24 protein-coding genes and 1 pseudogene are annotated in these 24,902 nt (G+C 72.2%); 11 read left to right on the top strand and 14 right to left on the bottom strand.

Going from position 1 to position 24,902, the window contains the following annotated elements; translation table 11 throughout:
- Positions 1-4: 4 nt before the first annotated feature.
- Complete coding sequence (locus tag ETD83_RS17695; RefSeq protein ID WP_138646228.1) at positions 5-1,561, bottom strand: MFS transporter; 1,557 nt, start codon at positions 1,559-1,561, stop codon at positions 5-7.
- Positions 1,562-1,667: 106 nt separating this feature from the next.
- On the opposite strand from ETD83_RS17695, the gene ETD83_RS17690 reads away from it, so the two are divergent.
- The 3 genes and pseudogenes from ETD83_RS17690 to ETD83_RS44540 form a co-directional block, all read left to right on the top strand.
- Positions 1,668-1,946 (top strand): putative quinol monooxygenase, encoded by a 279-nt coding sequence (locus tag ETD83_RS17690; protein WP_138646227.1) that lies wholly within the window; start codon positions 1,668-1,670, stop codon positions 1,944-1,946.
- A 20-nt stretch (positions 1,947-1,966) separates the two neighbouring features.
- A complete protein-coding gene (locus ETD83_RS17685; protein WP_138646226.1) occupies positions 1,967-2,464 on the top strand; it encodes a RidA family protein in 498 nt (165 codons plus the stop codon).
- A 26-nt stretch (positions 2,465-2,490) separates the two neighbouring features.
- Positions 2,491-3,192 (top strand): annotated as a pseudogene (locus tag ETD83_RS44540) (AfsR/SARP family transcriptional regulator); the annotation flags it as partial.
- A gap of 860 nt (positions 3,193-4,052) precedes the next feature.
- On the opposite strand, the gene ETD83_RS17675 reads toward ETD83_RS44540, so the two are convergent.
- Positions 4,053-5,015 (bottom strand): ATP-binding cassette domain-containing protein, encoded by a 963-nt coding sequence (locus ETD83_RS17675; protein WP_138646225.1) that lies wholly within the window; start codon positions 5,013-5,015, stop codon positions 4,053-4,055.
- A gap of 85 nt (positions 5,016-5,100) precedes the next feature.
- Complete coding sequence (locus ETD83_RS17670; RefSeq protein WP_171064288.1) at positions 5,101-5,409, bottom strand: hypothetical protein; 309 nt, start codon at positions 5,407-5,409, stop codon at positions 5,101-5,103.
- Positions 5,410-5,675: 266 nt separating this feature from the next.
- Here ETD83_RS17670 and ETD83_RS17665 point away from each other — a divergent pair, with 266 nt between their 5' ends.
- Positions 5,676-6,125 (top strand): ATP-binding protein, encoded by a 450-nt coding sequence (locus ETD83_RS17665; protein WP_138646223.1) that lies wholly within the window; start codon positions 5,676-5,678, stop codon positions 6,123-6,125.
- A gap of 97 nt (positions 6,126-6,222) precedes the next feature.
- Here the strand turns inward: ETD83_RS17665 and ETD83_RS17660 are convergent, their stop codons facing one another.
- The 3 genes from ETD83_RS17660 to ETD83_RS17650 all read right to left on the bottom strand — a co-directional run bounded on the left by ETD83_RS17660 (position 6,223) and on the right by ETD83_RS17650 (position 8,439).
- Positions 6,223-6,885 (bottom strand): choice-of-anchor P family protein, encoded by a 663-nt coding sequence (locus ETD83_RS17660; RefSeq protein ID WP_138646222.1) that lies wholly within the window; start codon positions 6,883-6,885, stop codon positions 6,223-6,225.
- A gap of 91 nt (positions 6,886-6,976) precedes the next feature.
- Complete coding sequence (locus ETD83_RS17655) at positions 6,977-7,789, bottom strand: L,D-transpeptidase (RefSeq protein ID WP_138646221.1); 813 nt, start codon at positions 7,787-7,789, stop codon at positions 6,977-6,979.
- A 176-nt stretch (positions 7,790-7,965) separates the two neighbouring features.
- Positions 7,966-8,439, bottom strand: coding sequence for a MarR family winged helix-turn-helix transcriptional regulator (locus ETD83_RS17650; RefSeq protein WP_138646220.1), 474 nt, complete (start codon positions 8,437-8,439; stop codon positions 7,966-7,968).
- A gap of 104 nt (positions 8,440-8,543) precedes the next feature.
- Here ETD83_RS17650 and ETD83_RS17645 point away from each other — a divergent pair, with 104 nt between their 5' ends.
- Positions 8,544-9,734 carry a PP2C family protein-serine/threonine phosphatase gene (locus ETD83_RS17645; protein ID WP_138646219.1) on the top strand — a complete coding sequence of 397 codons (1,191 nt, stop codon included), beginning with the start codon at positions 8,544-8,546 and terminating at the stop codon, positions 9,732-9,734.
- On the opposite strand, the gene ETD83_RS17640 is transcribed toward ETD83_RS17645, so the two are convergent.
- From ETD83_RS17640 to ETD83_RS17630, 3 genes are read right to left on the bottom strand one after another with little or no spacing between them, the layout of a single operon-like run.
- A complete protein-coding gene (locus tag ETD83_RS17640) occupies positions 9,718-10,155 on the bottom strand; it encodes a response regulator (protein WP_138646218.1) in 438 nt (145 codons plus the stop codon). The genes ETD83_RS17645 and ETD83_RS17640 overlap by 17 nt on opposite strands.
- Positions 10,152-11,873 (bottom strand): sensor histidine kinase, encoded by a 1,722-nt coding sequence (locus ETD83_RS17635; RefSeq protein ID WP_138646217.1) that lies wholly within the window; start codon positions 11,871-11,873, stop codon positions 10,152-10,154. The genes ETD83_RS17640 and ETD83_RS17635 overlap by 4 nt, the downstream gene beginning before the upstream one ends.
- Positions 11,873-13,081, bottom strand: a complete 1,209-nt coding sequence (locus tag ETD83_RS17630; protein WP_230420986.1) for a PP2C family protein-serine/threonine phosphatase — start codon at positions 13,079-13,081, stop codon at positions 11,873-11,875. Before ETD83_RS17630 ends, ETD83_RS17635 begins: the two co-directional genes overlap by 1 nt.
- Positions 13,082-13,274: 193 nt before the next feature.
- On the opposite strand from ETD83_RS17630, the gene ETD83_RS17625 reads away from it, so the two are divergent.
- Positions 13,275-13,883 carry an RNA polymerase sigma factor gene (locus ETD83_RS17625; protein ID WP_230420985.1) on the top strand — a complete coding sequence of 203 codons (609 nt, stop codon included), beginning with the start codon at positions 13,275-13,277 and terminating at the stop codon, positions 13,881-13,883.
- Positions 13,880-15,046, top strand: coding sequence for a CU044_5270 family protein (locus tag ETD83_RS17620; RefSeq protein ID WP_138646215.1), 1,167 nt, complete (start codon positions 13,880-13,882; stop codon positions 15,044-15,046). The genes ETD83_RS17625 and ETD83_RS17620 overlap by 4 nt, the downstream gene beginning before the upstream one ends.
- A gap of 105 nt (positions 15,047-15,151) precedes the next feature.
- On the opposite strand, the gene ETD83_RS17615 is transcribed toward ETD83_RS17620, so the two are convergent.
- Positions 15,152-15,454: a hypothetical protein gene (locus ETD83_RS17615; RefSeq protein WP_138646214.1), complete on the bottom strand. Its 303-nt coding sequence runs from the start codon at positions 15,452-15,454 to the stop codon at positions 15,152-15,154.
- A 95-nt stretch (positions 15,455-15,549) separates the two neighbouring features.
- Positions 15,550-17,010, bottom strand: coding sequence for a pentapeptide repeat-containing protein (locus ETD83_RS17610; RefSeq protein WP_171064286.1), 1,461 nt, complete (start codon positions 17,008-17,010; stop codon positions 15,550-15,552).
- Between the two features lie 116 nt (positions 17,011-17,126).
- Between ETD83_RS17610 and ETD83_RS17605 the strand changes: the two genes are divergently transcribed.
- From ETD83_RS17605 to ETD83_RS17595, 3 genes are all read left to right on the top strand, one after another.
- The gene (locus ETD83_RS17605; protein WP_138646212.1) at positions 17,127-17,675 is read left to right on the top strand and encodes a hypothetical protein; all 549 of its coding nucleotides are present in this window, start codon (positions 17,127-17,129) and stop codon (positions 17,673-17,675) included.
- Between the two features lie 166 nt (positions 17,676-17,841).
- Positions 17,842-19,929: an RNA degradosome polyphosphate kinase gene (locus tag ETD83_RS17600; RefSeq protein WP_138646211.1), complete on the top strand. Its 2,088-nt coding sequence runs from the start codon at positions 17,842-17,844 to the stop codon at positions 19,927-19,929.
- A 64-nt stretch (positions 19,930-19,993) separates the two neighbouring features.
- A complete protein-coding gene (locus ETD83_RS17595) occupies positions 19,994-20,908 on the top strand; it encodes an NUDIX hydrolase (protein WP_230420984.1) in 915 nt (304 codons plus the stop codon).
- Between the two features lie 16 nt (positions 20,909-20,924).
- Here ETD83_RS17595 and ETD83_RS17590 read toward each other — a convergent pair whose 3' ends face one another.
- Positions 20,925-22,418: a CYTH and CHAD domain-containing protein gene (locus tag ETD83_RS17590; RefSeq protein ID WP_205717733.1), complete on the bottom strand. Its 1,494-nt coding sequence runs from the start codon at positions 22,416-22,418 to the stop codon at positions 20,925-20,927.
- 137 nt (positions 22,419-22,555) lie between these two features.
- Here ETD83_RS17590 and ETD83_RS17585 point away from each other — a divergent pair, with 137 nt between their 5' ends.
- A complete protein-coding gene (locus ETD83_RS17585; protein WP_138646209.1) occupies positions 22,556-23,248 on the top strand; it encodes an HAD family hydrolase in 693 nt (230 codons plus the stop codon).
- A gap of 11 nt (positions 23,249-23,259) precedes the next feature.
- On the opposite strand, the gene ETD83_RS17580 is transcribed toward ETD83_RS17585, so the two are convergent.
- Both ETD83_RS17580 and ETD83_RS42580 read right to left on the bottom strand, forming a co-directional pair.
- A complete protein-coding gene (locus ETD83_RS17580) occupies positions 23,260-24,048 on the bottom strand; it encodes a hypothetical protein (protein ID WP_138646208.1) in 789 nt (262 codons plus the stop codon).
- On the bottom strand, positions 24,045-24,902 hold an 858-nt coding region (locus tag ETD83_RS42580; RefSeq protein WP_171064284.1), incomplete at its 5' end, for a hypothetical protein. The genes ETD83_RS17580 and ETD83_RS42580, both read right to left, overlap by 4 nt.

The following is a 24,902-nucleotide window of genomic DNA, read 5'->3' as shown; positions in this document are numbered from 1 at the left end:
CGTCTCACCTGCCGTCGCCGCTCCCGCTAGCCGAGGCTACCGGCTCCGCTTCGGGGGCTGTCTCCCCGAGGGGCCGCACGTGCCGCAGTGTCGCGAAGCAGGCCAGCGACGCGGCCGCGACGGCGATGCCCGCTGCCATGGCGGCTGTGTTGAGCCCGCTGGTGAACGCGGCTTGCGCGGTCTGGAGGGCTCCGGTCGGCATCTCGTCCCTGACGGACCATGCTCCGGAGAGGCTGTCGCCGTATGCGTCGGCTGCGGGCGGATTCATCCCGGACGGGACGTCGACCGTGCTCCGGTAGGTCACGGCGGTGAGGCTGCCGAGGAGCGCGACCCCGGCCGCGACGCCGAGTTCCTGGACGGTCTCCGACAGCGCGGCGGCGGATCCGGACTTCTCCGGCGGTACCGTGCCCACGACGATGTCGGTGCCGAGGGCGGCGATGACCCCGAGCCCGAGGTAGACGACCCCGAATCCGGCGATCACGGCCGCCTTCGCGCCGGTTCCGGCGAGGGCGAGCAGGGCGTATCCGACGAGCGAGATCGCCAGGGCGGCGGCCATGATCACGCCGGGTGACACGCGTCCGGCCAGCAGGGGCGCGCCGAGCGCCCCGGCGAGCATGGCCAGTGCGGGCGGACTTATCCACAGTCCGGCGATCGTCGGAGTGAGGCCCTCGACGAGCTGTAGATATTGGGTGACCAGGAACATCACCCCGCCGAACCCGACCAGGCCGATCAGCAGGACGGCCAGGGCCGCGGAGAAGGCGCGGCTGGTGGCGAGGAGTCTCACATCGAGCAGGGGGTCTTTCAGTTGCAGTTGCCGCCGGACGAAGGCGACCGCCGACACGGCGCCGACGGGCAGGGCGACCCACGCCTGGACGTCGAAGCCGTGGCTCGCGACGTGCTTGATCGCGTAGACGGTCGGCAGCATCGCCGCCAGGGACAGGCCCACGCTGAGCAGGTCGAGACGTCCGCCAGGGGTCCGGAACTCGGGGAGAAGTGCGGGCGCGCCGGTCAGGACCAGCACGGCGACCGGTACGGCGATGAGGAATACCGCGCCCCACCAGAAGGCGGCGACCAGCACGCCGCCCGCGATCGGGCCCGCGGCCATGCCCAGCGCGAACATCGTGGCCCACACGCCGATCGCCAAGGCCCTCTGCTTGGCGTCGGTGAACATGGTGCTGATGAGGGACAGCGTCGAGGGCATCAGCGTCGCCCCGGCCACCCCGAGCAGCGCGCGGGCGACGATCAGCCAGAGGGCGCTGGGAGCGAACGTGGCGACGACCGAGGCGGCGGCGAACGCGGCCATTCCGATCATCAGGAGGCGGCGGCGTCCGAGGCGGTCGCCCAGCGTTCCCATCGTGATCAGGAAACCGGCGATGAGGAAGCCGTAGGCGTCCATGATCCACAGCGTCTCCGTCGCGGACGGGCCGAGGTCCGCGGCCAGGCTCGGGACGACCAGGTAGAGCGCCGTCACGTCGAGGCCCAGCAGCATGGTCGGCAGCGCCAGCAGCGCGAGGCCGCACCACTCCCGCCGCCCGGCACGTACGGGCTGTCCCGCGCTCATCGCGTCCCCTCAAATAGTTGAACCATCGTACTATTTGTACCATGGTTCAACATTGAGGAGGCCCGGCATACTGGGTGATCGGTCGAGCCGGGGGGACGAAAGCCAGATGATCATCATTTCGGGGACGCTGTACGTGGACGACCGCGAGACCTACCTGGCCGGGAGCCGGGAGGTGGTCGAGATGGCACGGGCCGCGCCCGGCTGTCTCGACTTCGCTCTGTCGGCCGATCTGGTGGAGCCGGATCGGATCAACGTGTACGAGCGGTGGGAGAACGACGAGGACGTCGAGCGTTTCCGTGGCGCGGGGCCCGAGCCCGAGCAGGCCGCCCAGATCCGTGCGGCCGAGGTGATGCGGTATCGGGTCTCCGGGGTGGAGGCCCCGTAGCGGGGGTCAGGATTGTCCGCATGAGCAGTGGTGAGACACCCGAGCAGGCTCTTGTGCGGCTGGGGTTGAGCGATGTGCGTCCACCCGAGCCGATCGGACGGTTCGTGTACGGCGTGCGGGCCCGTGACTTCTTCTACGTGTCCGGGACGTATGGGACGGCCAAGGATGATCAGGGCCGCGACTACCTGCCGATCAGCGGGAAGCTCGGGCGGGATCTCGGGGTGGAGGAGGGGTACGAGTCCGCGCGGCTGGTCGCGATCAACCTGCTGGCCATGGCGCGTGCCGAGCTCGGCAGCCTGGACGTGGTCGAGCGGCCCGTCCGGCTGGCGGGACACGTCAACTCCACGCCGGAGTTCGCGCAGGCGCCCGCCGTGCTGAACGGGGCGTCCGACCTGCTCATCGAGGTCTTCGGCGAGGAGCGCGGCACGCACGCGCGCATCGCGCTCTACCAATCCGACCTGCCCCGGCAGGCGCCGCTCGCCGGGGAGCTGGTCCTGCTGCTGCGCGAGGACGCCTGACGATCGCCGCGTGGCAGGGTTGAGGGGTGCGTGTTGGGATTCTTGGTCCGCTGGCGGTGACGGACCAGGGGAGGGACGTCGCGATCGGGGGCGCGCGGCTTCGGGCGCTGCTGATCCGGCTGGCGCTGGAGCCGGGGCGGACGGTCACCGTCGAGTCGCTGGTCGAGGCGCTGTGGCCGGACGGCGGCCCGGGTGATCGCGTGCATGCGTTGCAGGCGCTCGTTTCGCGGTTGCGGCGCGTCCTGCCTGCCGGTCGGCTGCGGTCGGTGCCCGGCGGGTACGTGCTGGACGTCGAGGCCGTCGACGCTCCCGAGTTCGAGCGGCTGGCGGCCGAAGGCGCCAGGGCGCTTCGCGGCGGGGACGCGAAGCTCGCCGTTGAGCGGCTGACCAGCGCGCTTGAGCTGTGGCGGGGCGACGCGCTCGGGGATGCGGGCGGAGTCCCGTTCGCGGCGGCCGTCGCCGTCCGGCTGGAGGCGCTCCGGCTCGCGGCGACCGAGGACCGGGTGGCCGCCGAACTGGCCACGGGCGCCGATCCGGCGCGGCTGGCGGCGGAGCTGGAGGAGCTGGCCGCGCGGCATCCGTTGCGGGAACGGCTGCGCGCCTTGATGGTCGAGGCCCTGCACCGGGCCGGACGATCGGCGGAGGCGCTCGCGAGGTTCGAGGAGTTCAGGGGCCGCCTTGCCGAGGAGCTGGGCAGCGACCCCGGGCAGGAGTTGCAGGCCGCGTACCTGGCCGTGCTGCGGACCGTCCCGCGAGGTCCGGACGGGACGGCGCGCGGCAACCTGAGGGTGCCGCCGACGAGCTTCGTCGGACGGGAGACAGAACGCGCCTGGATCGCGCGGCGGCTCTGGGAAGGGCGGCTCGTCACGCTGGTCGGGCCGGGAGGTTCGGGGAAGACGCGGCTGGCGACGACCGTCGGCGCGGAGCTGTCCGGGCGGTTCCCGGGCGGGGTGTGGCTGGTGGAGCTGGCGGCGGTGAGCGACCCGGCCGAGGTCCCCCGCGCGGTGGCGGACGTGCTCGGGCTGCGGGACGGGACGAGCCATCTGGTCGAGGCACTGTCCGCGGACGAGACGCTGATCGTCCTGGACAACTGCGAGCACGTCGTCGAGGCCGCCGCCCGGCTCGCCGACGATCTCCTCGGCACGTGCCCCAGCCTGCGCGTCCTCGCGACGAGCCGGGAACGTCTCGGCGTCGACGGTGAGGCGCTGTGCCCGGTGCCGCCGCTCGACGTCCCCGAACCGGGCGGGGACGCACTGGGGTCGTCGGCGGTGGAGCTGTTCGCCGAGCGGGCGGCGGCCGTCCGGCCCGGGTTCGCGTTGAGCGGGGACGATGCGGGCGTGGCCGGTGAGATCTGCCGCCGCCTGGACGGGCTGCCGCTGGCGATCGAGCTGGCCGCGGCGCGGATGCGCTCGATGTCGCTGGACCATCTCGCCGCCCGCCTGGACGACCGGTTCCGCGTCCTGTCCGGCGGCAGCAGGACGGCCCTGACCAGGCACCGGACGCTGCGCGCGGTCGTCGCGTGGAGCTGGGACCTCCTGGACGACGCCGAACGCCGGTTCGCCGAGCGGCTGTCGGTGTTCCCCGGCCGTCATGCCGCCGCCTCCGCGTCCCCGGTGCGGTGGCCGGTCAGGGTGAAGAACACCTCGTCCAGGCTGGGCAGGCGCAGCGACAGCTCGGTGACGCCGATACCGGCGGCGTCCAGGCGGCGGACGGCCTCGGCGAACGCCCGCTCACCGTCGTCGCCGGTGACCGGCACGGAGATCACGTCCCGGCGGGGGGACTCGGCGTCCCGTCCCGACACCGCGTTCAGGATCGCCGCGGCCTCGATCAGCCGTCCCGGGTCGCGGGGCCGGACGATGATCGTCTGGCCGCCCGCGATCCGCTTCAGCTCGGCGGGCGTGCCGGACGCGATCACGGTCCCGCGGTCGATGACGGTGATCGCGTCCGCGAGCGCGTCGGCCTCCTCCAGGTACTGGGTGGTCAGCAGGACGGTGCCGCCGCCGTCCGTCATCGACCGGATCAGCCGCCACGCCTCCTCCCGCCTGCCGGGGTCGAGGCCGGTGGTCGGCTCGTCCAGGTAGATCACGGCGGGACGTCCGATCATGCTGGCGGCGAGGTCGAGGCGGCGCCGCATCCCGCCCGAGTACGTCGACACGCGGCGTCCGGCGTCGTCGGTCAGCTCGAACCGTGCCAGCAGGTCGGCGGCGCGGGCCTGCGCCTCCGCCCTGCGCAGGTCGAGGAGCCGCCCGATGAGGACGAGGTTCTCCCGCGCGGTGAGGTCCTCGTCCACCGAGGCGTACTGGCCGGTGAGGCCGATCAGCTCGCGCACGCGGGCCGCGTCGCGGACGACGTCCAGCCCGCAGACCTCCGCCCGGCCCGCGTCGGGGCGCAGCAGCGTCGCGAGAATCCTCACGGCGGTCGTCTTCCCCGCGCCGTTCGGCCCGAGGACGCCGAGGACCGTGCCCGGACGCGCCGCCAGCTCCACACCGGCCAGCGCGGTCGTCTTCCCGAATCGTTTGGCCAGGCCATCGGCCTGAAACGCGTAGCTCATGCCCCCGAGGCTGCCCCGCGCCGCTCACAAACCGCTCACACGCGGGATTCGCGTGCCGCTGATTCGCGCGCCCTTGCCCGACCGGTCAGCTCAGGTCGAACTTGACCTTCTCGCCCTCGACGGAGGTGACCTCGATCGTCACCCCGCCGACCTGGGCGCTCTCGCCCACCGCGATCGTCGTCGGCGCCGAGCCCCCGGCCGACACCGTCATCCCCTCGGCGGTGATCGCGGAGACCGTGACGTTCACGTTGTTGACCTCCATGGTCTGACCCGCGCCGGACACCGTCACATGGCACTGGCCATTCCTGCAGGAGTACGAATTGCTCTGGCAGCCGGTGACCAGCAGCGCAGCACCGAGCGTAAGGCCGGCCACAATGGGAACTGAACGGAGCATCGGTCCTCCTCTGGCGAACACCATGTCGGAGGAATAGATGCACAAAGGCCGTCTCTGGTTCTTCGGTCGGGGAGGGAGACAGGGGCGTCGCGGTCAGGGGCGGGTCCCGGTGAGCCGGTGCGCCACCGGGGATCGAGTGGCCCACGTCACAGGAAATTCTCGTCGAATGGCGGCATGGTCGCTGGTCGGGATGGTTTTCCGGCGTCTGGAGTTTCCCTTGGAGAGCAACGGGAAATCTGGCTGCTAGAGGAACGGAGGCGATTGGCATGGAGGTCGTTCTCGAAATGACCCTGCCGAGGAACGCCGAGAGCGCTCCGCTGGTGCGGCACACGCTCGACGCCTCGCTCCGCGGGCTCGGAGTCGCCTCCGAGATCCGTGCCGATATCTCGCTCGCCCTCGGCGAGGCGTGCGCGAACGTCATCCAGCACGCCGCGAACGGCATGGAGTACGAGGTCCGGGCCCGGATGGACGGGACGCGATGCGTCGTCGAGGTCATCGACGGGGGCGCGGCGGACGATGAGCCGGGAGCCGTCCGGTCCGGAGCCGTCCGGCCCGGTCCGGAGACCGTCAACTGGGATGACGCGCAGGCGTCGTTGCTGGCCGAGCACGGGCGGGGCCTTCAGCTGATGCGGGCGTTCACCGAGGAACTGCGCATCGCCGATCGCGTGCACCGCGGCGGCGCGATCGTGCATTTCGAGAAGTCGCTGGCGAGCTGACGGCGACGGCCCGACGGAATCGATCCGCCGGGCCGCCGCGTCGTGCGCCCATCAATGCGACGTCCGTCACGTGTGACGTCCGTCAGCGCGCCGTTCGTCAGCCGGCGACGGGGAGGTCGCGCTTCACCGGCTTCGGGGCGGGCGCCTCGGCCGGAACCGCGCCCTGGCCGCACATCGCGGACGCGACCCGCACCGTCGACGCCTTCCCGGGAAGCGGCAGCCGGAGCTCCATCGCGGTGACGGCGAGCCGGCCGTCCGCCATGCGCTGCTGCTTGTTGAGGATCAGCGAGGCGCGGCCGACCCCGTCCACGTCGACCGGGATGGTGGTGTTCGGCGGCGGCGAGGCGTCCAGGCCCTTGCCCGCGAGGGCGGCGCGGGTCAGGTGGGCGGAGCCCCGCCCGCCGTCGCACTCCGCGGACACGGCGCTGGCCAGCAGCTTCGCCCGCGGGACGGCGAGGCGCGCGACGGTCGAGCGGGCGCGGGCCGAGGAGGCGCTGACGTCCAGGGCGGACGCGTCGACCAGCTTGGTGCGGTTCTCGCGCGCCAGGCTCTTGCTGACCGTCCCGGAGGCGGACGAGACCGACGGCATCGGCGGGACGGCGAGCGGCCCGTCGACCGTCAGCCCGTACGCGGACCCCGCGGGCCGCGGGGCGGCCGCCGGAGCCGAGGCCGTCGCCAGGGCCGGAGCGGCGGTGGCGACCAGGCCGGTGACCAGCAGGCCGGTGATGGTGATCCGTTTGGAGGCATGGCGGTAACGCATGATCGTTCTCCGATTCTTGAGATCTGGGACGGAATCCGGCCGCCGTGTTGTCGCCCGGTCGGCCGGCTGTAGCGGGGCTTGATGGCCCGGTTCAGGCGGTGATGAGCACCAGCGAGCCGAGCGGGACGCGCGACAGCGTCCGGAGCGCGTCCTTCGGCACCCGGACGCAGCCGTGCGTGACGGCCTTGCCGAACACGGAGGTGTCGGGCCAGCCGTGCAGGGCGACGGTGCCGGGACCGCCGCCGAAGGTGTCGAGGGTCGCCGAGTGGGTGCCGAGCGGCAGGACGAGGGGGCTCGGCGTCTTCTTGGCCGGGGCGAGCGTCGCCATGATGAACGTCCGGCCCTGCGGCGTCGGGGTCTTGGCGCCGCCGATCGCGACCGGCCACTGCCCGGCCCTGCGCGCGGACTTGAGCAGTGTGAGCCGGCGCTTCGCGAGGTCGACCCGGACGGTGTAGGGCGTGCGCGCGGTGCTCAGCCCGTCGCCGGAGATCCAGCCGCTCGACCCGTTGGGCCTGGACGGCAGCAGCACGCGCCGCCAGTTGCCGGAGCTCTCCACCACGGGCACCCAGGTGGGGCCGCCGAGCTGCTCGGCGGGCAGCGTGGCGACGGCGCGTCCGCCGGGACGGTCGAACACCGTGACCGGGCCGTCCGGACGCACGACCAGGCCGCCGGTGACGCTGCGAGGCGCGGCGTCCTTGGGGGCGCCGGAGACGGTGGTGAACGTGGTGGCCTCGGGGACCTTGGACCCGGCCGCCGTGCCCGTCCGTCCGGCGGAACCGGCGGGACCGGCGGAGCCGGTGGACGCGGCGCCCTGGGGCGAGCCCCCGCAGCCGCCGAGCAACAGCACGACGGCGACGGCCGGAACGGCGCGGCGGGAATGCCGCGTGCCTTTTTGAATCGCCATGAGGCCGGATGCTACTGCGGCTTGGACGGCGCGCAGCGGAAATGGCCAAAACCGAGCCAGGCTCCGCCTATAAAAATGGCGCTATTCTCCGAATTACTGGAAGCACTGCGCACGGCGGGAAGGTCCGAAGAAAAGCGGATATTTAAGGACGGTTCAGGCGGGCATGTAGGGACGGCTCAGGCGGGCATGGAGAAGGAGCCGCCCTCGGAGTCCGGCTTGGAGGCCGCCTCGTGGAACTCGGTGAGCCCCCACAGCAGCGCGGCCCGCGCGGGCGCGGGCATCGAGGCCAGCACGCGGGTCAGCTCCTCGCGGCGGTGCCGCCGCAGCCGGTCGAGCAGCGCCTGGCCGTCCGCGCTCAGCCGCACCGTGACCTCGCGGCGGTCCCGGCCGTGGTCGCGGGTCAGCAGCCCGGACGCCTCCAGCCGGTCGCACAACCGGCTCGCCGACGACACCAGCGCGCCCAGCTCGCCCGCCAGGTTGCTGACGTTGACCGCCCCGCGCTCCAGCACGAACAGCGCGCGGAGCTGCGTCGAAGGAACCGGTACATCCGACGCATTATGGGCGCGGGACCACACGTCCATCAGGGTGAACGCGGCATCATCGAGCACCGCCGCGGACTCCGCGGCTCCCTCTCCCGACGTACCGACCATGGCTCCCACTGTTACACACCACGTCGCCCGACGGCATCCCGCGCCGGCGGGCCCGCCGCCCACCAGCGGCGTCCACCCCCCACCAGAAAGGAGCCAGTGCCGATATGAGCACACGTGAGAGACCTGTGGAGGACGAGTTCCGCGCCATCGAGCAGGCCGTCTGGGCAGCGCCCCCGCACCGGCTGGCCGAGGTCGCGAACAGGCTGGTCGGACGGTACGCGAACGGAGGCGACGCGGGCGTGTTCCTCGTCGACTACCCGCAGGCGTTCCTCGTCCCGACCGTGCCGGGACGTCCGGACGTGCCGGTCGACAACACCTTCCCCGGGCGGGCGTTCGCGTCGCAGCGGATCGTTCAGGAGCCGGCGCGGGGGGACGGCGGGCGGCTCGTCCATCTGCCGCTGTCCGTGCAGGGCGAGCGTCTCGGCGTGCTGACCGTCGGGCTCCCGGACGGCGGGCCCGGCTGGCTGGAGGACTTCGCGGTCGTCCTCGCCCGCGCCCTGAAGCTGGCGGATCCGAGCACGGACCTGTTCCGTCGCGTCCGGCGGCGGACCCGGCTGACGCTCGCGGCCGAAATCCAATGGGAACTGCTGCCGGCGCCGTCCTGCGACGCCGCCGAATTCCATTTCGCGGGGCAGCTCGAACCCGCCTACGCGGTGTGGGGCGACAATTTCGACTGGGCGGCGTCCGAGGAAAGGCTCACGCTGACGGTCAGCAACGGAATGGGTTCGGGAACGGACGCCGCCGTGCTCACCCACCTCGCGATCAGCGCGCTGCGGAACGCGCGGCGGTCCGGCGGCGACCTCGCCGAGCAGGCCGCGCTCGCCGACCAGACGCTGTTCGCGCGGCACCGCGGCGAGCGGCACGTGTCCACGCTGCTGCTGGAGTTCGACCTCGCGACCGGACGGGTCCGGGCGGTCGACGCGGGCTCGCCGATCATCTTCCGGGTGCGGGGCGGCGCCGCCGAGGAGATCGGGTTCGACGCGCAGATGCCGCTCGGGATGTTCGGCGACACCCTGTACGCGGTGGAGGAGTTCACGGTCGAGCCAGGGGACCGGCTGGTCCTGGTCAGCGACGGGGTGCACGCCGCGCTGTCGCCGTCCGGCGTGCCGTTCACGCGGTCGGCGCTGGCCCTGGCGCTGCGCGCGACCCGGATGCAGGAGCCGCCCGAGGCCGTCCGCACCATGATCCGGCACTTCCTCGACTTCCACGAGGACGCCGAACCGGTCGACGACGCGGTGATCGTCTGCCTCGACTGGACGGGCCGGACCGACGAATCGATCAGCGGGGGAGTTTGACCACCGTCACGAAGAAGTCGTCGATCCGGCGGACGACGGAGATGAACTGGTCGAAGTCGACGGGCTTGGTGACGTAGGCGTTGGCGTGCAGGTGGTAGCTGCGCAGGATGTCCTCCTCCGCCTCGGACGTGGTGAGCACGACGACGGGGATGGGCCGCAGGCCGGGGTCCGCCTTGATCTCGCCGAGCACCTCCAGGCCGTCCTTGCGCGGCAGGTTCAGATCGAGCAGCACCAGGTCGGGACGCGGGACGTTCGCGTACTCGCCCTCCTGCCGCAGGAACGCCATCGCCTGCTCGCCGTCGTTGACGATGTGCAGCGTGTTGTTGACCTTGTTGTGCTCGAACGCCTCGACGGTCAGCAGGACGTCGCCGGGGTCGTCCTCGACGAGCAGGACCTCTATGGGGTGCGGGCCTTCGATCATGGGGTGTCCCTCATCGTTGTCGTGTCCGTGAGCGGGGCGCCGATGGCCGCCCGGTTCCGGGTCGGCAACGTCCAGTGGAAGGTGGTGCCGGTGGGGCCGGGGGCATCGGTGTCGAGCCAGATCCGGCCGCCGTGGTACTCGACGATCTTCTTGCAGAGGGCCAGGCCGATGCCCGTGCCGCTGTACCGGTCGCGCGGGTGGAGCCGCTGGAAGATCAGGAAGATGCGGTCAGCGTGGCGGGCCTCGATCCCGATGCCGTTGTCGGCGCAGCGGAACTCCCACTCGTCCCCGGCCCGCCGGGCGTCGACGGTGATGCGGGGCGGCTCGTCCGCGCGGCGGAACTTGATCGCGTTGCCGAGGAGGTTCTGGAAGAGCTGGATGAGCTGGGTGCGGTCGCCGGGGACGCACGGCAGGTCGCCGATGTCCACGCGGGCGCCGGTCTCCTCGCGCAGCGCGGCCAGGTTGTCCAGGGCGCGCCGGGCGACGTCGTTGAGGTCGACGGACTCCTCCAGGTCGTCCAGCCGTCCGGCCCTGGAGAAGCTCAGCAGGTCGTTGATGAGGGCCTGCATGCGTTTGGCGCCGTCGACGGCGAACTCGATGTACCGGCGGCCGCGGTTGTCGAGCCGGTCCCCGTAGCGGTGTTCGAGCATCTGGCAGAAACTCGCGACCTTGCGCAGCGGCTCCTGCAGGTCGTGGCTCGCCACGTAGGCGAACTGCTCCAGCTCGGCGTTGGACCGGCGCAGTTCCTCCGCCTGCTCGTCCAGCAGCCTGGTCTGCTCGACGGTGGCCCGCCACTCGTCGATGATCCGGTGCCGCATCGCGTCGATGATCACGGCCAGCTCGTTGATCTCGGACGGGCCGGGGACGTCCAGCGGATGCCCGAAGTCGCCCTGCGCCACCGCGCGGACGCGTCCGGTCAGCGTGGACACGGGCGTGAGGACGGTCCGCCGGATCAGCATGGTCAGCGCGAGCGCGGCCACCACGACGAGGGCGAGCGCGGCGCCGGTCGACCACATCACCGTCCTCGCGCGGGACCGGAGGCTGTCGGCGGTCCGGTCGTGCAGCTCGGTGAGGCCGCCCTGCAGCGGGGTCATGTCGCGGCGCGCCTGGCCGAGCAGCCGCCGCGACAGGCGGCTCTGATCGGGCCGGATGCCCTGGCGGCCCGGCCCGGCCGCGACCCGGTCGGCGAAGGCGGCCCGCCACGCGCGGGAGTCGGCGGTCGCCGTGTCCAGGAACCGGACGACGTCCCCGCCGCCGGGAACGCCGTCCAGGAGGCGGCGCATCCGTGCCGCGGACGCCGCCTCCTGCGCGACCGCCGCGCGGTACTCGGTGAGCCGGTCGGGTCCGCCGTCCAGCGCGTATTCGCGGATGGCCGCGTCCTGCGCGTTGACCGCGGCCGAGAGCTCGAACTGCTCCAGCGCCGCCGGATCGACCTGGTCGATGAGGACGTCCCGCGCCTTGTTGTTCTCGTACAGCGCCGACGCGGTCTGCGTGAACGCGGCCAGCAGGAGGAGGGCGAGGACGATCGAGCCGATCCGGTAGATCTGGACGAGCCGGATCCGGCCCATCCCGCGCCCCGGCGGGACGCCCGCGGCGGGCAGCACGATGGGCGGCCCGGAGACCCGCCGGGCCGCCGACTCCGGCGGGCCCGGCTCCGGAGGGCCCGGCTCGGGGGGCTCGGGCGGCGGGCCGCCTCGCTCGGGATCGCCGGGGGACATCAGCCGTCCCCCCTGCTCAGCAGCAGCACGGCCAGATCGTCGGACAGGACGTCACCGTTCAGCCGCTCCGCCTCCGCGATGAGCCCGTCCACGAGCACGTCGCCGCGCAGCCCGTCGCCGTGCGCGGCCCTCGCCAGCTTCACCAGGCCGGACAGGTCGAGGTGCCCGCCGCCGTCGCCCGCCAAGCCCTCGATGAGGCCGTCGGTGTAGAGCAGCAGCCCCCACGAGTCGCCGAGTTCGAGGTCGACGGCGGGCCACTCCACGCCGGGGACCAGCCCGAGCAGCCCGAGCGCGGGGCCGCGCGGCTCGTCCGGGACGGCCCGCACGCCGTCCGGCCCGAAGAACAGCGGGCGCGGATGCCCGGCCCGGTGCAGCCGCGCGGTGCGCCGGTCGGGCGCGATCGTCAGCATGCACACGGTGGTGAAGATCTCCTCGCCCCACCGCTCGTGCTGCAGGACGGCATCGAGCGTGTCCAGGAGCCGGTCGCCGGTGTGCCCGGCGAGGACGAGCGTCCGCCACGCCATGCGGAGCCGCACCCCGAGGGACGCCTCGTCCGCGCCGTGCCCGCTGACGTCGCCGATCACGACGTGCACGGCGCCGTCGGCGGTCTCGACGGTGTCGTGGAAGTCGCCGCCGAGCAGGGCGCGGTCGCGTCCGGGACGGTAGCGGGTGTGGTGGCGCAGCGTCGTGTCGGTGAGGATCGGGACGGGCAGCAGCCCCCGCTCCAGCCGCGCGTTCTCCCGGCTCAGCGCCCGCGCCTCGACGAGCTGCCGCTCCGACTCGTCGGCGCGCTTGCGCTCGATCGCGTAGCTGATCGCCCGGGTGAGCAGCGCGCCGTCCACGTCCTGCTTGACGAGGTAGTCCTGCGCGCCCGCGGCGACGGCCTCCACGCCGACGTGCGCGTCGGCGAGCCCGGTCAGCACCAGGACGGCGGTGGCCGGCGCGTGCGCGCGGACCTGCCGCAGCGCGTCCAGGCCCTGCGCGTCCGGCAGGGCCAGGTCGACGATGACGCACCGGATCTCCGGCCGCAGCGCGTCGAGGGCCTCGGCGAGCGTCGTCGCGACCGTGATCCGCACGCCGGGCTGCGCGTCGGTCAGCAGCTCCTCGAACAGGAAGGCGTCGCCCGGGTCGTCCTCGACGAGGAGCAGGTGGGGAGACCCGGCCACGCCGAGAAGCCGTTCGGCGCCGCGACGGTGCATCGCGGTCATCTTCCAGCTCCCTCGGCATCGTCGTTTGCCATCGGGCAAATATTAGGGGCGATCTGCCAGTGAATCGGAGCCTTTCCCGGTTCAACCGTACTTCTCCTGTTCGTCGCACCGGGGCCCATGCGTAACGATGGGCCTCTCCCGGCCACTACCTGATGACGCGAACACCCGACCCCGACGGACGGAGAAGCAGGCGGTGGCAGACGAAGACCATGAGGAACGGCGCTTCACCGCGATCTACGACGAATGCCGCCAGCGCGTGTGGGCCTACGCCGTCAGCCGCGCCGGACGGCAGGCCGCGGACGAGGTGGTCAGCGAGACGTTCGCCATCGCGTGGCGGCGGCTCGCCGACGTCCCCGACCCGGCGCTGCCGTGGCTGCTCGGCGTCGCGCGGAACGTGCTGCGCGACGGCCACCGGGCGGAGGTGCGGCGCGAGTCGTTCGCCGCCGAACTCGGGCGGTGGACGGCGCGCCCCGCCGGCGACATCGCCGAGGACGTGGCGGAACGCCTCGCCGTCATCCGCGCGATGGCGGCACTGCCGGACGGCGACCGGGAGATCCTGATCCTCGTCGCCTGGCAGGGGCTGACCCCGCGCGACGCCGCCCGGGTCGTCGGCTGCTCGCCCGCCGCGCTGCGCGTCCGCCTGCACCGCGCCCGCCGCCGCCTCGCCCGCGCCGCCGAAGGCACCGAAGCCCCCGGAGGGCGGCCCGCGGCGGAGACGGGCCAGGCGGGCGCGGGCCAGCTCCGGACGGGCCAGGCCGTGACGCGTCGGCAGGTGGCGACCATCAACGAGGAGATGTCATGAACGACGACGTGTTGCGGACCCTACGGGAGGCCCGGCCTGCCGAACTGGACCCTGACGTGCCCGTCGACGCGCGCGTCCGGCAGATGGAGCTGGCGCGTGCGATGGCCGCCGGGCCCGGGCCGGACGGGGCGCGAACGCGGAAGGCGGGGCGGCGGCGCGTCCGTCCGGTGTGGGGGATCGGGCTCTCGGCGGCGGTGGCGGCCGGGGTGCTGGCCGCGGTGATCGTCGTCCCGTCCGGTGATGACGGCGCGGGGACGCCGCGGGCGGGCCACGGCGCCGGGCAGCTGCTCGACGCGAAGACCGTCCTGCTCACCGCCGCGGAGAAGGCCGACGGACGGACCGACACGATGCGCGCCTACTGGCACACGGTCACGATCTCGTCCCACACGCACACGGTCGGGCAGGGCGACGGCCGCTACAGCGTCACCGTCAGGGAGAGGCACGAGACCTGGACGCCCGGCGACCCCGGCGGCAAGGTGTACGGGCGCGAGCAGTACCTCGGGGCGAAGCCCGCGACGGCGGCGGACGAGGCGGCCTGGCGCCGTGCCGGATCGCCGGGCACGTTCGAGCTCCGGATCCCGATCAGCCCCGGCAGCAAGATCACCAAGCCGTACCGGGCGAAGCTCGCGCCCGCGTCGCAGCAGCCGCCCAAGGTCAGCGTGTCGCCGCTGGTCGACGGCGACAAGGTGTTCTGGCTCGGACGGAACGTGACGATGCGGCAGCTGCGGTCGCTGCCGTCCGACCCGAAACGGCTCAAGGCCGAGCTGATTCGGTGGTACGAGGGGCACGACACCGAGTCCGACCGGCCGATGGGCGCCGCCGAATGGCTCTACCGGGTGGCGAGCGGAATGGTGATGTCGATGCCGGTGCCGCCCGAGGTGCGGGCGGCCGGGTTCCGGATGCTGGCCGGGCTCCCGGGGGTGCGGTCGGCCGGCCGGGTCACCGACCCGCAGGGCCGTGCGGGAGACGCGATCGCCGTCGACGACACGACGCCGGGCGGCGTGATCCGCGATCAGATGATCATCGATCTGGCGTCCGGGACGGCGCTGGCCAGGGGGAACGTCATGGTGAAGGCCGTGGCGGGGTCGGACGTCCCCACCGGGCGGACGATGAGCTCCGAGGTCGTGCTCACCGCCGAATGGACGGACTCGGCCCCGCGCTGAGGCCGCGAGCGGGAGGGGACGGTGCCAGTAGGGCGGTGCCGTCCCTTCCTCATGTCCTCGGGCGCGACGCGTGAGGCTCGTGAGGCTTTAGTGATCTATATGTGATCAGGCGCTTTTGGGGGTTCGGCGGGCGGTTTTCTGGGCGGCCCTGCGCTGGGCGGCGGCGGCGCGGGCGCGGTTGAGGCTTTCCCTGACCTTGGCGGCACCGCGGGTGGCGGTCGCGGTGTCCTTGGCGCGCCCGGCGTAAACCGCGAGGACTTCGGCGACGGGCGGCGGCTGCCATTCCTCCTTGAGTGTGAGCGGCAGGACGGGAACCGGTGCGGCGGCGGAGTTTCCGGGCACGGGGACGAGCGCGAGATGGGATTGGCAGTGCGGGCACTGCACCCCCGGATGGGTGTCTCTGCTCATAACAAGAATGATTACCCAAGGGTCTGACAAAACGGGGCCGCGGCCCTTTACGCCGCGACCCCCGGGACACGCGCGGGCGTCAGATCACGAGGCGGTTATGTGTTGTCGCCGTTCATGTGGAGCATGCGGGCGGCGTCCTGGCGATTGTCGTGGCGCAGGAGCGTCGCGCCCGAGCAGACGAGCGCGACGATGATGGCGAGCCAGGCGACGATGCGTCCGGCCCGGAGACCGTAACCGCAGGTGATCCAGAGAAAGTGCAGGCCAAAGCGCCGCCATGGCGCGGGTTCGCTGCGCCGGCGCTTCTCCAGCGCGCTGTACCGGAAGTCCCTGGAGAGACGGCGGCGGCCGGAGTCGGCGGTGGCGCGGGCCATGTCGCGGTACAGCGCCGCCAAGCGGTCGTCACCGCACGCGCTGTCGTCCTCGGCGAGGACGGCGCGTCCTGGACCCCGGCGCGGCCACGGCCTGCGGTGCGCCGTCGCGAACGTGCAGTCGCCGGTGATGCGCAGCCCGTCCGGGTGGCGCAGGCCGAGGAAGCCGCATCCGCTCAGGTCGACGTCGGTCAGCCGGACCTGCGGGGAGTCGACCCGCCGCAGCGAGGTCAGCCGGACGGTGCCGGACCCGGGCCAGGGCGGCTCCGCGAGCCCCTGGATCGGGTGGGTCAGCGTGCGGATGGACACCGTCGCGTCGAAGACGGCGTCCTCCAGGTCCAGTTCGGTGTGCCGCAGCCGGAAGTCGGCCTCCCCGTGGACGGTCGCGCCGCGCGCGGTGACGTGCCGGGCCGCCGCGTGGACGCGGAGGCCGCCGTGCGCGGTGGCGTCCGCCAGCCCGATCCGGCCGCCCGCGACCATCGGCCCGAGCCACGCGCCGCGCCGGAACCTGGTCCGCTCGAACCGGGCGTGCCGGACGACCTGGACGCGCTTGAACGAGACGGCTCCGCCGAAGCAGGCCGCCTGCATCGCCGCGTCCCGCCCGAACCTCGTGCGGTCGAAGCAGGCCGCGCCCATGAACACCGCGCGCCGGAACGACGCGTCCGCGTGCCAGCCCGCCTCGCCGAACAGCGCGTCCCCGGCGAACACGGCCTCCTCGAAGGAGGCGTGCCGGTGGAAGCGCGCGGCGTGGAAGGACACGTTGCGCCCGAAGCGCGCCCCGCGGAACGACACGTTGCCGAAGAACCGCGCGTCGTAGAAGGACGCGCCGCCGAGGAAGCAGGCGCCGTCGAACGAGCTGTCGCCCTCCACGCAGAAGCCGCGCAGCCCTGCGTCCGCCGGCAGGACCGTCCGGTCGAAGCGGGTACGGCCCAGGTGGGGCCGCCCGTCGGGGCCGGTCACGGCGTCCAGGACGGCGTCCAGCAGCCACGGCGGGACGGTCACGCCCCGCAGGTCCACGTCGCCGCCCGGACGCAGCGAGCCCACGAACCGCTGGAACTCGGCCGGGGTCAGATGGGCGGGGCAGCCGCCCGACCCGTCGACGGCGCGTCCCATGCATCCCTGGACGGCTGAGCACCGCGGCCAGAACACCGCGGTCGTGGACGGCGGGAAGGGCTCGTGATGGGTCACGATTCTCGGTCTACCAACGGTGTCCCTCCCCGTGAAGCCCTCTTGGTGGAGAGTTCGGTGCTCCCCGCCGTCACATCGCCCCATTTGACATGCTGTGCGGCGTAGTGTGAGGGCTTGTGGGGGAGCGGAGCCGGTGGGTCGCGGACGTGGACGCCCATCCCGGAGACGCGCCCGACCTTGCCCGCGCCGTCCTCGGCCGGCTCGTCGGCGCCGGGGTCGTGGTCGCGGACCGGACCGACTGCGTGCTCGGCGACGTCCCCGGCGGGTACGCGCCCGGCCCGTGCGCCTCGACGATCGTCACCGGCGACCTCAACGGCTTCCCGGACGTGTGGCCGAACGGCCTTGAGGTCGACGTCGGCCGCACCGCCTTCTACGGCAACGTCCGCGAGGACGACCGCGTGACCTGCCCGCACTGCGACGCCTGGCTGCCGTTCGAGACCGTCCTGCCCGAGGTGGAGGGGTGGCTGGAGGGCGGGCCCGACTCGCTGGTCTGCGCCCGCTGCGGCACCCGGACGGCCTTCAACGGCTGGGGCTGGCCGGTCCCGTGCGCGTTCGCCGAGCTGGGCCTCCGCTTCTGGAACTGGCCACCCCTCGCGGACGCGTTCGTGGCCGACCTGACCCGCCGCCTCGGCCACCGCCTGATCACCGGCCACACCGGCCCGTAGCCAACCTCAGCCGAGGAGCACGGGTAGTGCGGCCGGAAGCGCTCCAGCGCCGGAGGTCGCCCCTGGGTTAAAACAGCGGGAACCTGGGGGATCACCGAAGTGTCCGATACTTCGGCTAATCAACCGAGTTCGACTGTCGTTCACCTTGCTCAGGGAAAATTACTGTATGACCGTCAATCCAGGACAAATACCTCATCAGGCCGAGGCGCTGCCGGAGGACCGCTTCCTCGATCGGGAGGAGAGCTGGCTCCGGTTCAACCAGCGCGTCCTGGAGCTGGCCGAGGATCCCTCGCTGCCGCTGCTCGAACGCGTCCGGTTCCTGTCGATCTTCGCGAGCAACCTGGACGAGTTCTTCATGGTCCGCGTCGCGGGCCTCGCCCGGCGGATGGCGACCGGGCTCGCCGTCCAGTCCGCCAGCGGCCGGCAGCCCCGCGAGGTGCTCGAACGCACCGGCGAGGTCGCGCACGAGCTGACCGAGCGGCACGCCGCCTGCTTCCGCGACGAGATCCGCCCCGCGCTCGGCCACGAGGGCGTCGACCTCCTGCGCTGGGACGAGCTGGCCGAGACCGAGCAGGAGCGGATGCGGCGGATGTTCCGCGACCGGATCTATCCCGTCCTCACCCCGCTCGTCGTCGACTCCGCGCACCCGTTCCCGTACATCTCGGGCCTGTCGCTCAACCTCGCGGTGATCGTCCGCGATCCGGAGACGGACGCGACGATGTTCGCCCGGGTCAAGGTCCCGCCGCTGCTGCCGCGGTTCATCGAGGCGTCCCCGGACCGGTTCACCCCGCTGGAGGACGTGATCGCCGCGCATCTCGGCCAGCTCTTCGTCGGGATGGAGGTCGTCGAGCACCACGCGTTCCGCGTCACCCGCAACCAGGACCTGGAGATCGACGACGACATCAGCGAGGGCCTCCTGCAGGCCCTCGAACGGGAACTGCTGCGCCGCCGGTTCGGCCCGGTCGTCCGCCTCGAGGTCGAGGAGTCGATCTCCAGCGGCGTGCTCGAACTGCTGACGTCCGAGCTGGCCGTGGACGAGGGCCAGATCTACAGCGTCGTCGGCCCGCTCGACCTCGGCGGGCTCGCCGCCATCGCCGATCTCGATCGGCCGGAGCTGAAGTACCCCCCTTTCGTCCCGTCCAAGGAGGCCCTGCCGGCGGATGCGAGCATCTTCAGCGCCATCCGTGAGCGGGACGTGCTCCTCCACCACCCCTACGACTCGTTCACCACGACCGTCCAGCGGCTGATCGAGGACGCCGCCGCCGACCCGCGCGTCCTCGCGATCAAGCAGACGCTGTACCGGACGAGCGGCGACTCCCCGATCGTGGACGCGCTGATGAGCGCCGCCGAGGCCGGCAAGCAGGTCGTGGTCGTCGTCGAGCTGAAGGCGAGGTTCGACGAGCGCGCCAACATCGCGTGGGCGCGGAAGCTGGAGACGGCCGGCTGCCATGTCGTGTACGGGTTCGTCGGGCTGAAGACGCACTGCAAGCTGGCGCTGATCGTCCGGCAGGACGCGGAGGGCCAGCTGCGCCGCTACTGCCACATCGGCACCGGCAACTACCACCCGAAGACCGCCCGGCTGTACGAGGACTTCGGCCTGCTCACCGCCGACCCGGAGGTCGGCGAGGACGTCAGCGCCCTGTTCAACCACCTCACCGGCTACTCGCGGCAGGGCTCCTACCACCGGCTGCTCGTCGCGCCGAACAGCCTGCGGTCCGGGCTCGTCCAGCGGATCGAGCACGAGATCGACAACCGCCGGGCCGGGCATCCCGCCCGCATCCGGATCAAGTGCAACTCGCTCGTCGACGAGGTGATCATCGACGCGCTGTACCGGGCGTCGCGGGCCGGGGTGCCGGTGGACGTCTGGGCCCGCGGGATCTGCGCGCTGCGTCCCGGCGTGCCGGGCCTGTCCGAGGTGATCAGGGTGCGGAGCGTCCTCGGCCGGTTCCTGGAGCACTCCCGGGTGTTCGCGTTCGAGAACGGCGGCGAGCCCGAGGTGTGGATCGGCAGCGCCGACCTCATGCACCGCAATCTGGACCGCCGCGTCGAGGCCCTCGTCTCCGTCACCGACCGGGCCGAGCGCGACGGCATGCTCGACCTGCTCGACCGCGCCATGGACGACACCACCGACGCGTGGGCCCTCGCCGGCGACGGCACCTGGACGCGGATCGCGGCCCGTCCGGGCGAGATCCTCCAGGACATCCAGACCCACCTGGTCAAGACCCGCCGGTGGAGGACGGTCGATTCCCAATGACCCGTGTGCGTGCCCCTCAGGCCGGGGCCTGTGCGTGTGCCCCGCAGGCCAGGGGAGGTGTGAGGTGGCGCTGCCGGTAGTCGTCCGTGCCGCGGGCACGCTGCTGTGGCGGGACGGCCCCGAGGTCGCCGTGATCCACCGTCCCCGCTACGACGACTGGTCGTTCCCCAAGGGCAAGATCGACAAGGGCGAGCACATGCTGCGCGCGGCCGTCCGGGAGACCGAGGAGGAGACGGGCATCGTCCCGCGCCTCGGGCGCCGGCTGCCGACCAGCACCTATCCCGTCCGGGATCGGACCAAGCAGGTCTTCTACTGGGCGGCCAGGCCGGTGGCGGAGAGCGCGTTCACGCCGAACGACGAGGTGGACGAGCTCGTCTGGCTCCCGCCCGCCGAAGCCGAGGCCAGGCTCAGCTACGGTCACGACATCGACCTGCTCCGCGAGTTCCTGCGCGGCCCGCGCAACACCGCGCCCTTCGTGATCCTGCGGCACGCGTCGGCGGGGGAGAAGCTCGACTGGCGCGAGGCGGACGAGCTGCGCCCGCTGGACGCCGCGGGCCGCGCGGAGGCCGCCTGTCTCACCAGCCTCCTGCGCTCCTACGGCCCGGCCCGGCTCGTCAGCTCCGCGACGGCGCGCTGCGTGGAGAGCGTCCTGCCGTATGCGCGGCTCGTCCGCCAGCCCATCAGCACCGATGCGGCGTTCACGGTCGGCGCCACCAGCCCGGGACGGGCCGTCGAACGGCTCCTCGCCCTCGCCGCGGACGGCATCCCCACCATCGTGAGCACCCACGGCGAGGTCGTCTCCGAGCTCGTCACCGGACTGTGCAGGGAGATGGGGGAGAAAGTCCCGGACGATCCGAGCCTGCGCAAGGCGGAGTTCTGGGTGGCGCACCTGGCCGCCCGTTCGATGGCGGCCCTGGAACGCCACAGCCCTAGAACGCTCCAGCCCGCGGAGCGCCACCGCCCGGCAACGCGACCCTAGAACGCCGGATCCGGCGCTAGAAAGCCGGGCCCAGCGTCTGTGACCAGGTGGTCGGCAGCCGGTCCCGCGCCGCCTCCGCCTGGCATTCTTCCTTTCCGTAGAGAACGCCCAGCGCGAACGCCTCAGCCGGAATTCTCGTGCGCTTCCCGGCCGCTTCGAGATGCTCCATGGCGATCACGCCGTCCTGGTATTCCCCGAGGACCTCCTGGATGCGCTTGGCGTCCTTGACCACCCGCTTCGCCGCCGCGCCCAGCACCGGGACCGCCAGCTCGGCCGCGTACCGGGCCCGCTTGGCGGCCTTGCGCGTCTCGTGCCGCGCGAGGTCCGGATCGTCCGCCGTGGTGATCGACGCGTAGTCCTTGGCCATCCGGTCCCAGGCGCGCGTGACGAGGACGGGCAATTCTTTGCGCGCCTTCTTCTCGCCCGTCCCGGCCAGCGGCGGATCGCTCACCAAACGGTCGAGCTCGTCGAGCAGCGCGAAATACCGCGCCTCTTTGAGGCTCGCGTTCATGCGCCGGTAGGCGGCCCGCTCCTGCGTTTGCAGATCGTCCAGCAGAAACGACGGCGCGCCGGCGAACCGCATCCGCAGCACCTCACGGTCGCGCACCTCGCCGAGGACGCCCGCCAGCCACCGCAGCTCCGGGCCCAGCGGGACCGTCCGCTCCGCGTCCAGGGCCGGCCGGAAGCTGCGCAGCGCGCTGCGCAGCCGCCGCACCCCCACCCGCATCCGGTGGACGGCGTCCTCCTCGCCCAGCCGCGCCTTCGGGTCGAACGCCAGGACCGCCGCGACCTGCTCGGCCAGATAGGCCAGCACGACCTCCCCGGTCGTCACCACCGGGGCCTTCCCGTTGCACGTCGCGTCCGCGATCCGCGACCGGGCGCCCGCCCGCGCCGCCGCGGCCTCCGACGGGACGACCGCGTCCCCCAGCAGCCGCCCCAGCTTGGACGACGACTTGGCCTTCCGCGCGCCGACCTTCCGCAGCCGCTTGCCCGTCGCCTTCAGCAGCTCCGGGGGCCCGTCGCGGAGCTCGACCTCGATCTCGCGCCATCGCACGGGCTCCCCGCCCGTCCCGGCGCGGCCCGTCACCAGGTCGTCGGCGACCTCCGCCAGCTCCGTCCCGTCCTCGGCGAGCAGCCGCAGGACGGTCCGCGCGGTCTCCAGCGTCGCGACCGGGCGCAGCTCCTCCCCGCGCGTGTACGCCGCGACCAGCCCCGCCAGCCGTGCCGGGACGATCAGCGGCCGGCCCAGCGGCGCCCGCAGCTCCTGCTTGCTGTCCGGCCCGGCCGGCATCTTCAGGTGCCAGCCCGCGTCCGGCCCGCCCCGGCGGCGGCGCAGCGTGATCCCGTGCGCCGCGAGCCGCAGATCGGCCGTGTCGAAATAACCGGCGTGCAATTCATGGACCTCGGGTTCGGTGACCGACGCCACGCCCGGTAGCCCGTCCAGAACCGGGAGGACGAACCCGGCGGCGGCGTCGTACTTCTGCTCGATCTCGAGATGCCTTTCGGTCACGCTCAGCTCCTCAAGGACGTCGGCGACGGCGCACACCCGATTGACAACCATTCCACCCCAAGGTGAACAGCAAGAGAAGACTTGTGGTCAGGTGCTTCCGCCCTAGGCGGTCAGGTGCCTCCGCCTAGCATGCGTGGGTGCGCACACTGGTTCTCTGGGACATCGACCACACCCTCATCAACGCGGGGGGTCTCAGCTCCGAGATCTACGGGACGGTGTTCCACCGGCTCATCGGCCGCCCGCCCGAGAAGATCGCCGCGATGGCCGGGCGCACCGACCTCGCCATCACAACCGAGACCTTCCGCCACAACGGTATCGAACCCACGGACGACCTGACGTCGTCGTTCACCACCGCCCTCGCGGAGGCTTTCACCGCCCGCCAGGACGAATTCGCAGACCGCGGCCATGTCCTGCCCGGTGCGCGGGCCGCGCTGAAAGCCCTGGCCGCCCGCACCGATGTGATCCAATCGGCACTCACCGGCAACATGCGGCCGATCGCCGTCTGCAAGCTGGCGGCATTCGCGCTCATCGACTTCTTCGACCTGGACGCCGGCGCCTACGGCCTGGACGGCATCGAACGCCCACCCCTTGTGAAACTTGCGCAACAACGCGCGACCGCGAAATACGGCGACGAGTTCACCGCGTCGAACACCGTGCTCATCGGCGACACCCCGCATGACGTCCGCGCGGGCCACGAAGGCGGTGCCCATGTCGTGGCCGTCGCGACCGGCGCCACCCCGGCCTCTGACCTCCGCCTGTCCGGCGCCGAGGTCGTCCTCCCCGACCTGGCCGACACCCCCACCGTCGTCCGGGCGATCCTCCGCGCCTGACCGGGCTCCGGTCAGTGGTATTCGAGGGTGCCCTCGACGATGTAGGCGAGCTCGTGGGGGCCTTCGATGCCCAGGTAGGGGCAGGAGGCCGGGCCCTGGCGGAGGGTGAGTGTGGAGTCTCCGGGCGCGATCCAGAGAAGGCGGCCCGAGCTGAGCCATGGCTCCAGGTCGAAGTCCCAGTCGGCGGGCCACGGAGTGTTCTGCGACCAGCCCTTCCATTCGCCGTCGTCGTCGTAGACGTAGTACTCCTGCGTGCCCCATTCGTTCTCCAGGCGGACGCCCGGGCGGGGGCCGAAGTAGGCGATGGCCCAGCCGGTGTGGCGGCCGACGCGGACCTCGGAGATGACGGCGCGCACGTCCGGGGCCTCCAGGATGCGCGGGACGACGTACGGCGCGCCAGGGCCGGGTTTGCACAGGAACGGCGTGTAGGTCACGGGTTGGGCGATCCGCATGGCGCCGGTCAGGGTGAGCCACAACCGAGGGAACCGGGCAGGAAGGCGGCGGACCGGCGCCTCGTAGTTCCAGAACCAGCCGTCGAGGTCGACCGGGTCCAGCGGCCAGTGGAGGGCGTCGCCGGAGTGCGGATCACGGGTGAGGGGGATCTCGGGCAGCCATTGCCGGTAGCGCCGCGTCAGTTGGTTGCGGCGCTCATGGGCCTCGGAGAGCGAGGGGTCGAGGTCGTCGGAGTCGTCGTCATCGTCGAGTTCGTCGAGCTGCGCGGCGCGCTGTTTCCAGCGGTTTCCGAGGTCGAGCAGTTCGGCGCGGACGGCGAGGCTTTCCGCGTCCAGGGGTTCGCTCATAAGGGCGCTCCGTCTCCGCGTGCGAGGGACACCGGCTGGTTCGGCGTGAACCGTACCAAGGGTTCCATCTCCGGGTTGGCCGGCGAATGGTTGCGTTCGATCCTGTCGTAGATGCCCTGCTCGACATCGTCCTCGGGCACCCAGTACTTGTGCGCGCCGTGGTTGACGCCCATGTCGTTCTCCGACATCTCCTGGACGGTCTCGGCATATTCCGCGGGCGTCAGACGCTCACCACTCGGATGGTGGCGGATGTCGTAAAGGTCGTTGTCCCCGGCGAATGGCTTGAGCGGCCCGTCCGACCCGTCACGGCCCCGGACGACGCCGTCCTCGCCGACCTCCAGCTTGCCTTCCCGGCCGTACTGGTCCATGGCCCGGCGCTGGTCGTAGTACTCCTCGTGCCGCTGCTTGTAGCGGTCGTTGAGGTCGTTCCAGTCCTTGTCGGACATTCCCTCGGGCTTCGTCTTCGGAGGAGGGTCGGGCTTGAAATATCCGACCTGCCCCTCCTTCCCCTTGAGGTCGGGCTTGAGCATCACGTCGTGCTTGTTAATGGTCTTCGACTTGATGTACTTCGGCTTGGGGATCGCGTTGCCGTGCCTGAGGTGTTTCAGCGACTCGGGATTCACCGGGCGGACGTCGATCCGCAGGTTCCTGCGGTTGGCGTAGTCCTGGAACTTCTTCTGGTCCTTGCGCCGGATGCCCCACTTGTTCTGAATCTCACGCGGATTGTTCGCCCGCTTCGGCGTCGCGCCGCCGAGCCCGCCGCGGCGCGAACCGCGCGGTAAGGAATCACCGCCGCGCCGGCGCGCCTTGCGTAAGAACCGCGCGGCGCCCCGGCCGATGATGCCGCCGACCTC

The organism is Actinomadura soli, from assembly GCF_005889715.1.
Classification (GTDB): Bacteria; Actinomycetota; Actinomycetes; order Streptosporangiales; family Streptosporangiaceae; genus Spirillospora; species Spirillospora soli.
This window is presented reverse-complemented; position numbering and strand designations above follow the sequence as displayed.

Bases quoted from the DNA above. Each gene is read 5' to 3' on its own strand.
- ETD83_RS17600 (WP_138646211.1), top strand. From the start codon at position 17,842: ATGACCGTCAATCCAGGACAAATACCTCATCAGGCCGAGGCGCTGCCG.
- ETD83_RS17685 (WP_138646226.1), top strand. From the start codon at position 1,967: ATGAGCAGTGGTGAGACACCCGAGCAGGCTCTTGTGCGGCTGGGGTTG.
- ETD83_RS17615 (WP_138646214.1), bottom strand. From the start codon at position 15,454: ATGAGCAGAGACACCCATCCGGGGGTGCAGTGCCCGCACTGCCAATCC.
- ETD83_RS17665 (WP_138646223.1), top strand. From the start codon at position 5,676: ATGGAGGTCGTTCTCGAAATGACCCTGCCGAGGAACGCCGAGAGCGCT.
- ETD83_RS17580 (WP_138646208.1), bottom strand. From the start codon at position 24,048: ATGAGCGAACCCCTGGACGCGGAAAGCCTCGCCGTCCGCGCCGAACTG.
- ETD83_RS17660 (WP_138646222.1), bottom strand. From the start codon at position 6,885: ATGCGTTACCGCCATGCCTCCAAACGGATCACCATCACCGGCCTGCTG.
- ETD83_RS17650 (WP_138646220.1), bottom strand. From the start codon at position 8,439: ATGGTCGGTACGTCGGGAGAGGGAGCCGCGGAGTCCGCGGCGGTGCTC.
- ETD83_RS17655 (WP_138646221.1), bottom strand. From the start codon at position 7,789: ATGGCGATTCAAAAAGGCACGCGGCATTCCCGCCGCGCCGTTCCGGCC.
- ETD83_RS17635 (WP_138646217.1), bottom strand. From the start codon at position 11,873: ATGTCCCCCGGCGATCCCGAGCGAGGCGGCCCGCCGCCCGAGCCCCCC.
- ETD83_RS17675 (WP_138646225.1), bottom strand. From the start codon at position 5,015: ATGAGCTACGCGTTTCAGGCCGATGGCCTGGCCAAACGATTCGGGAAG.
- ETD83_RS17695 (WP_138646228.1), bottom strand. From the start codon at position 1,561: ATGAGCGCGGGACAGCCCGTACGTGCCGGGCGGCGGGAGTGGTGCGGC.
- ETD83_RS17670 (WP_171064288.1), bottom strand. From the start codon at position 5,409: ATGCTCCGTTCAGTTCCCATTGTGGCCGGCCTTACGCTCGGTGCTGCG.
- ETD83_RS17620 (WP_138646215.1), top strand. From the start codon at position 13,880: ATGAACGACGACGTGTTGCGGACCCTACGGGAGGCCCGGCCTGCCGAA.
- ETD83_RS17690 (WP_138646227.1), top strand. From the start codon at position 1,668: ATGATCATCATTTCGGGGACGCTGTACGTGGACGACCGCGAGACCTAC.
- ETD83_RS17640 (WP_138646218.1), bottom strand. From the start codon at position 10,155: ATGATCGAAGGCCCGCACCCCATAGAGGTCCTGCTCGTCGAGGACGAC.
- ETD83_RS17645 (WP_138646219.1), top strand. From the start codon at position 8,544: ATGAGCACACGTGAGAGACCTGTGGAGGACGAGTTCCGCGCCATCGAG.
- ETD83_RS17630 (WP_230420986.1), bottom strand. From the start codon at position 13,081: ATGACCGCGATGCACCGTCGCGGCGCCGAACGGCTTCTCGGCGTGGCC.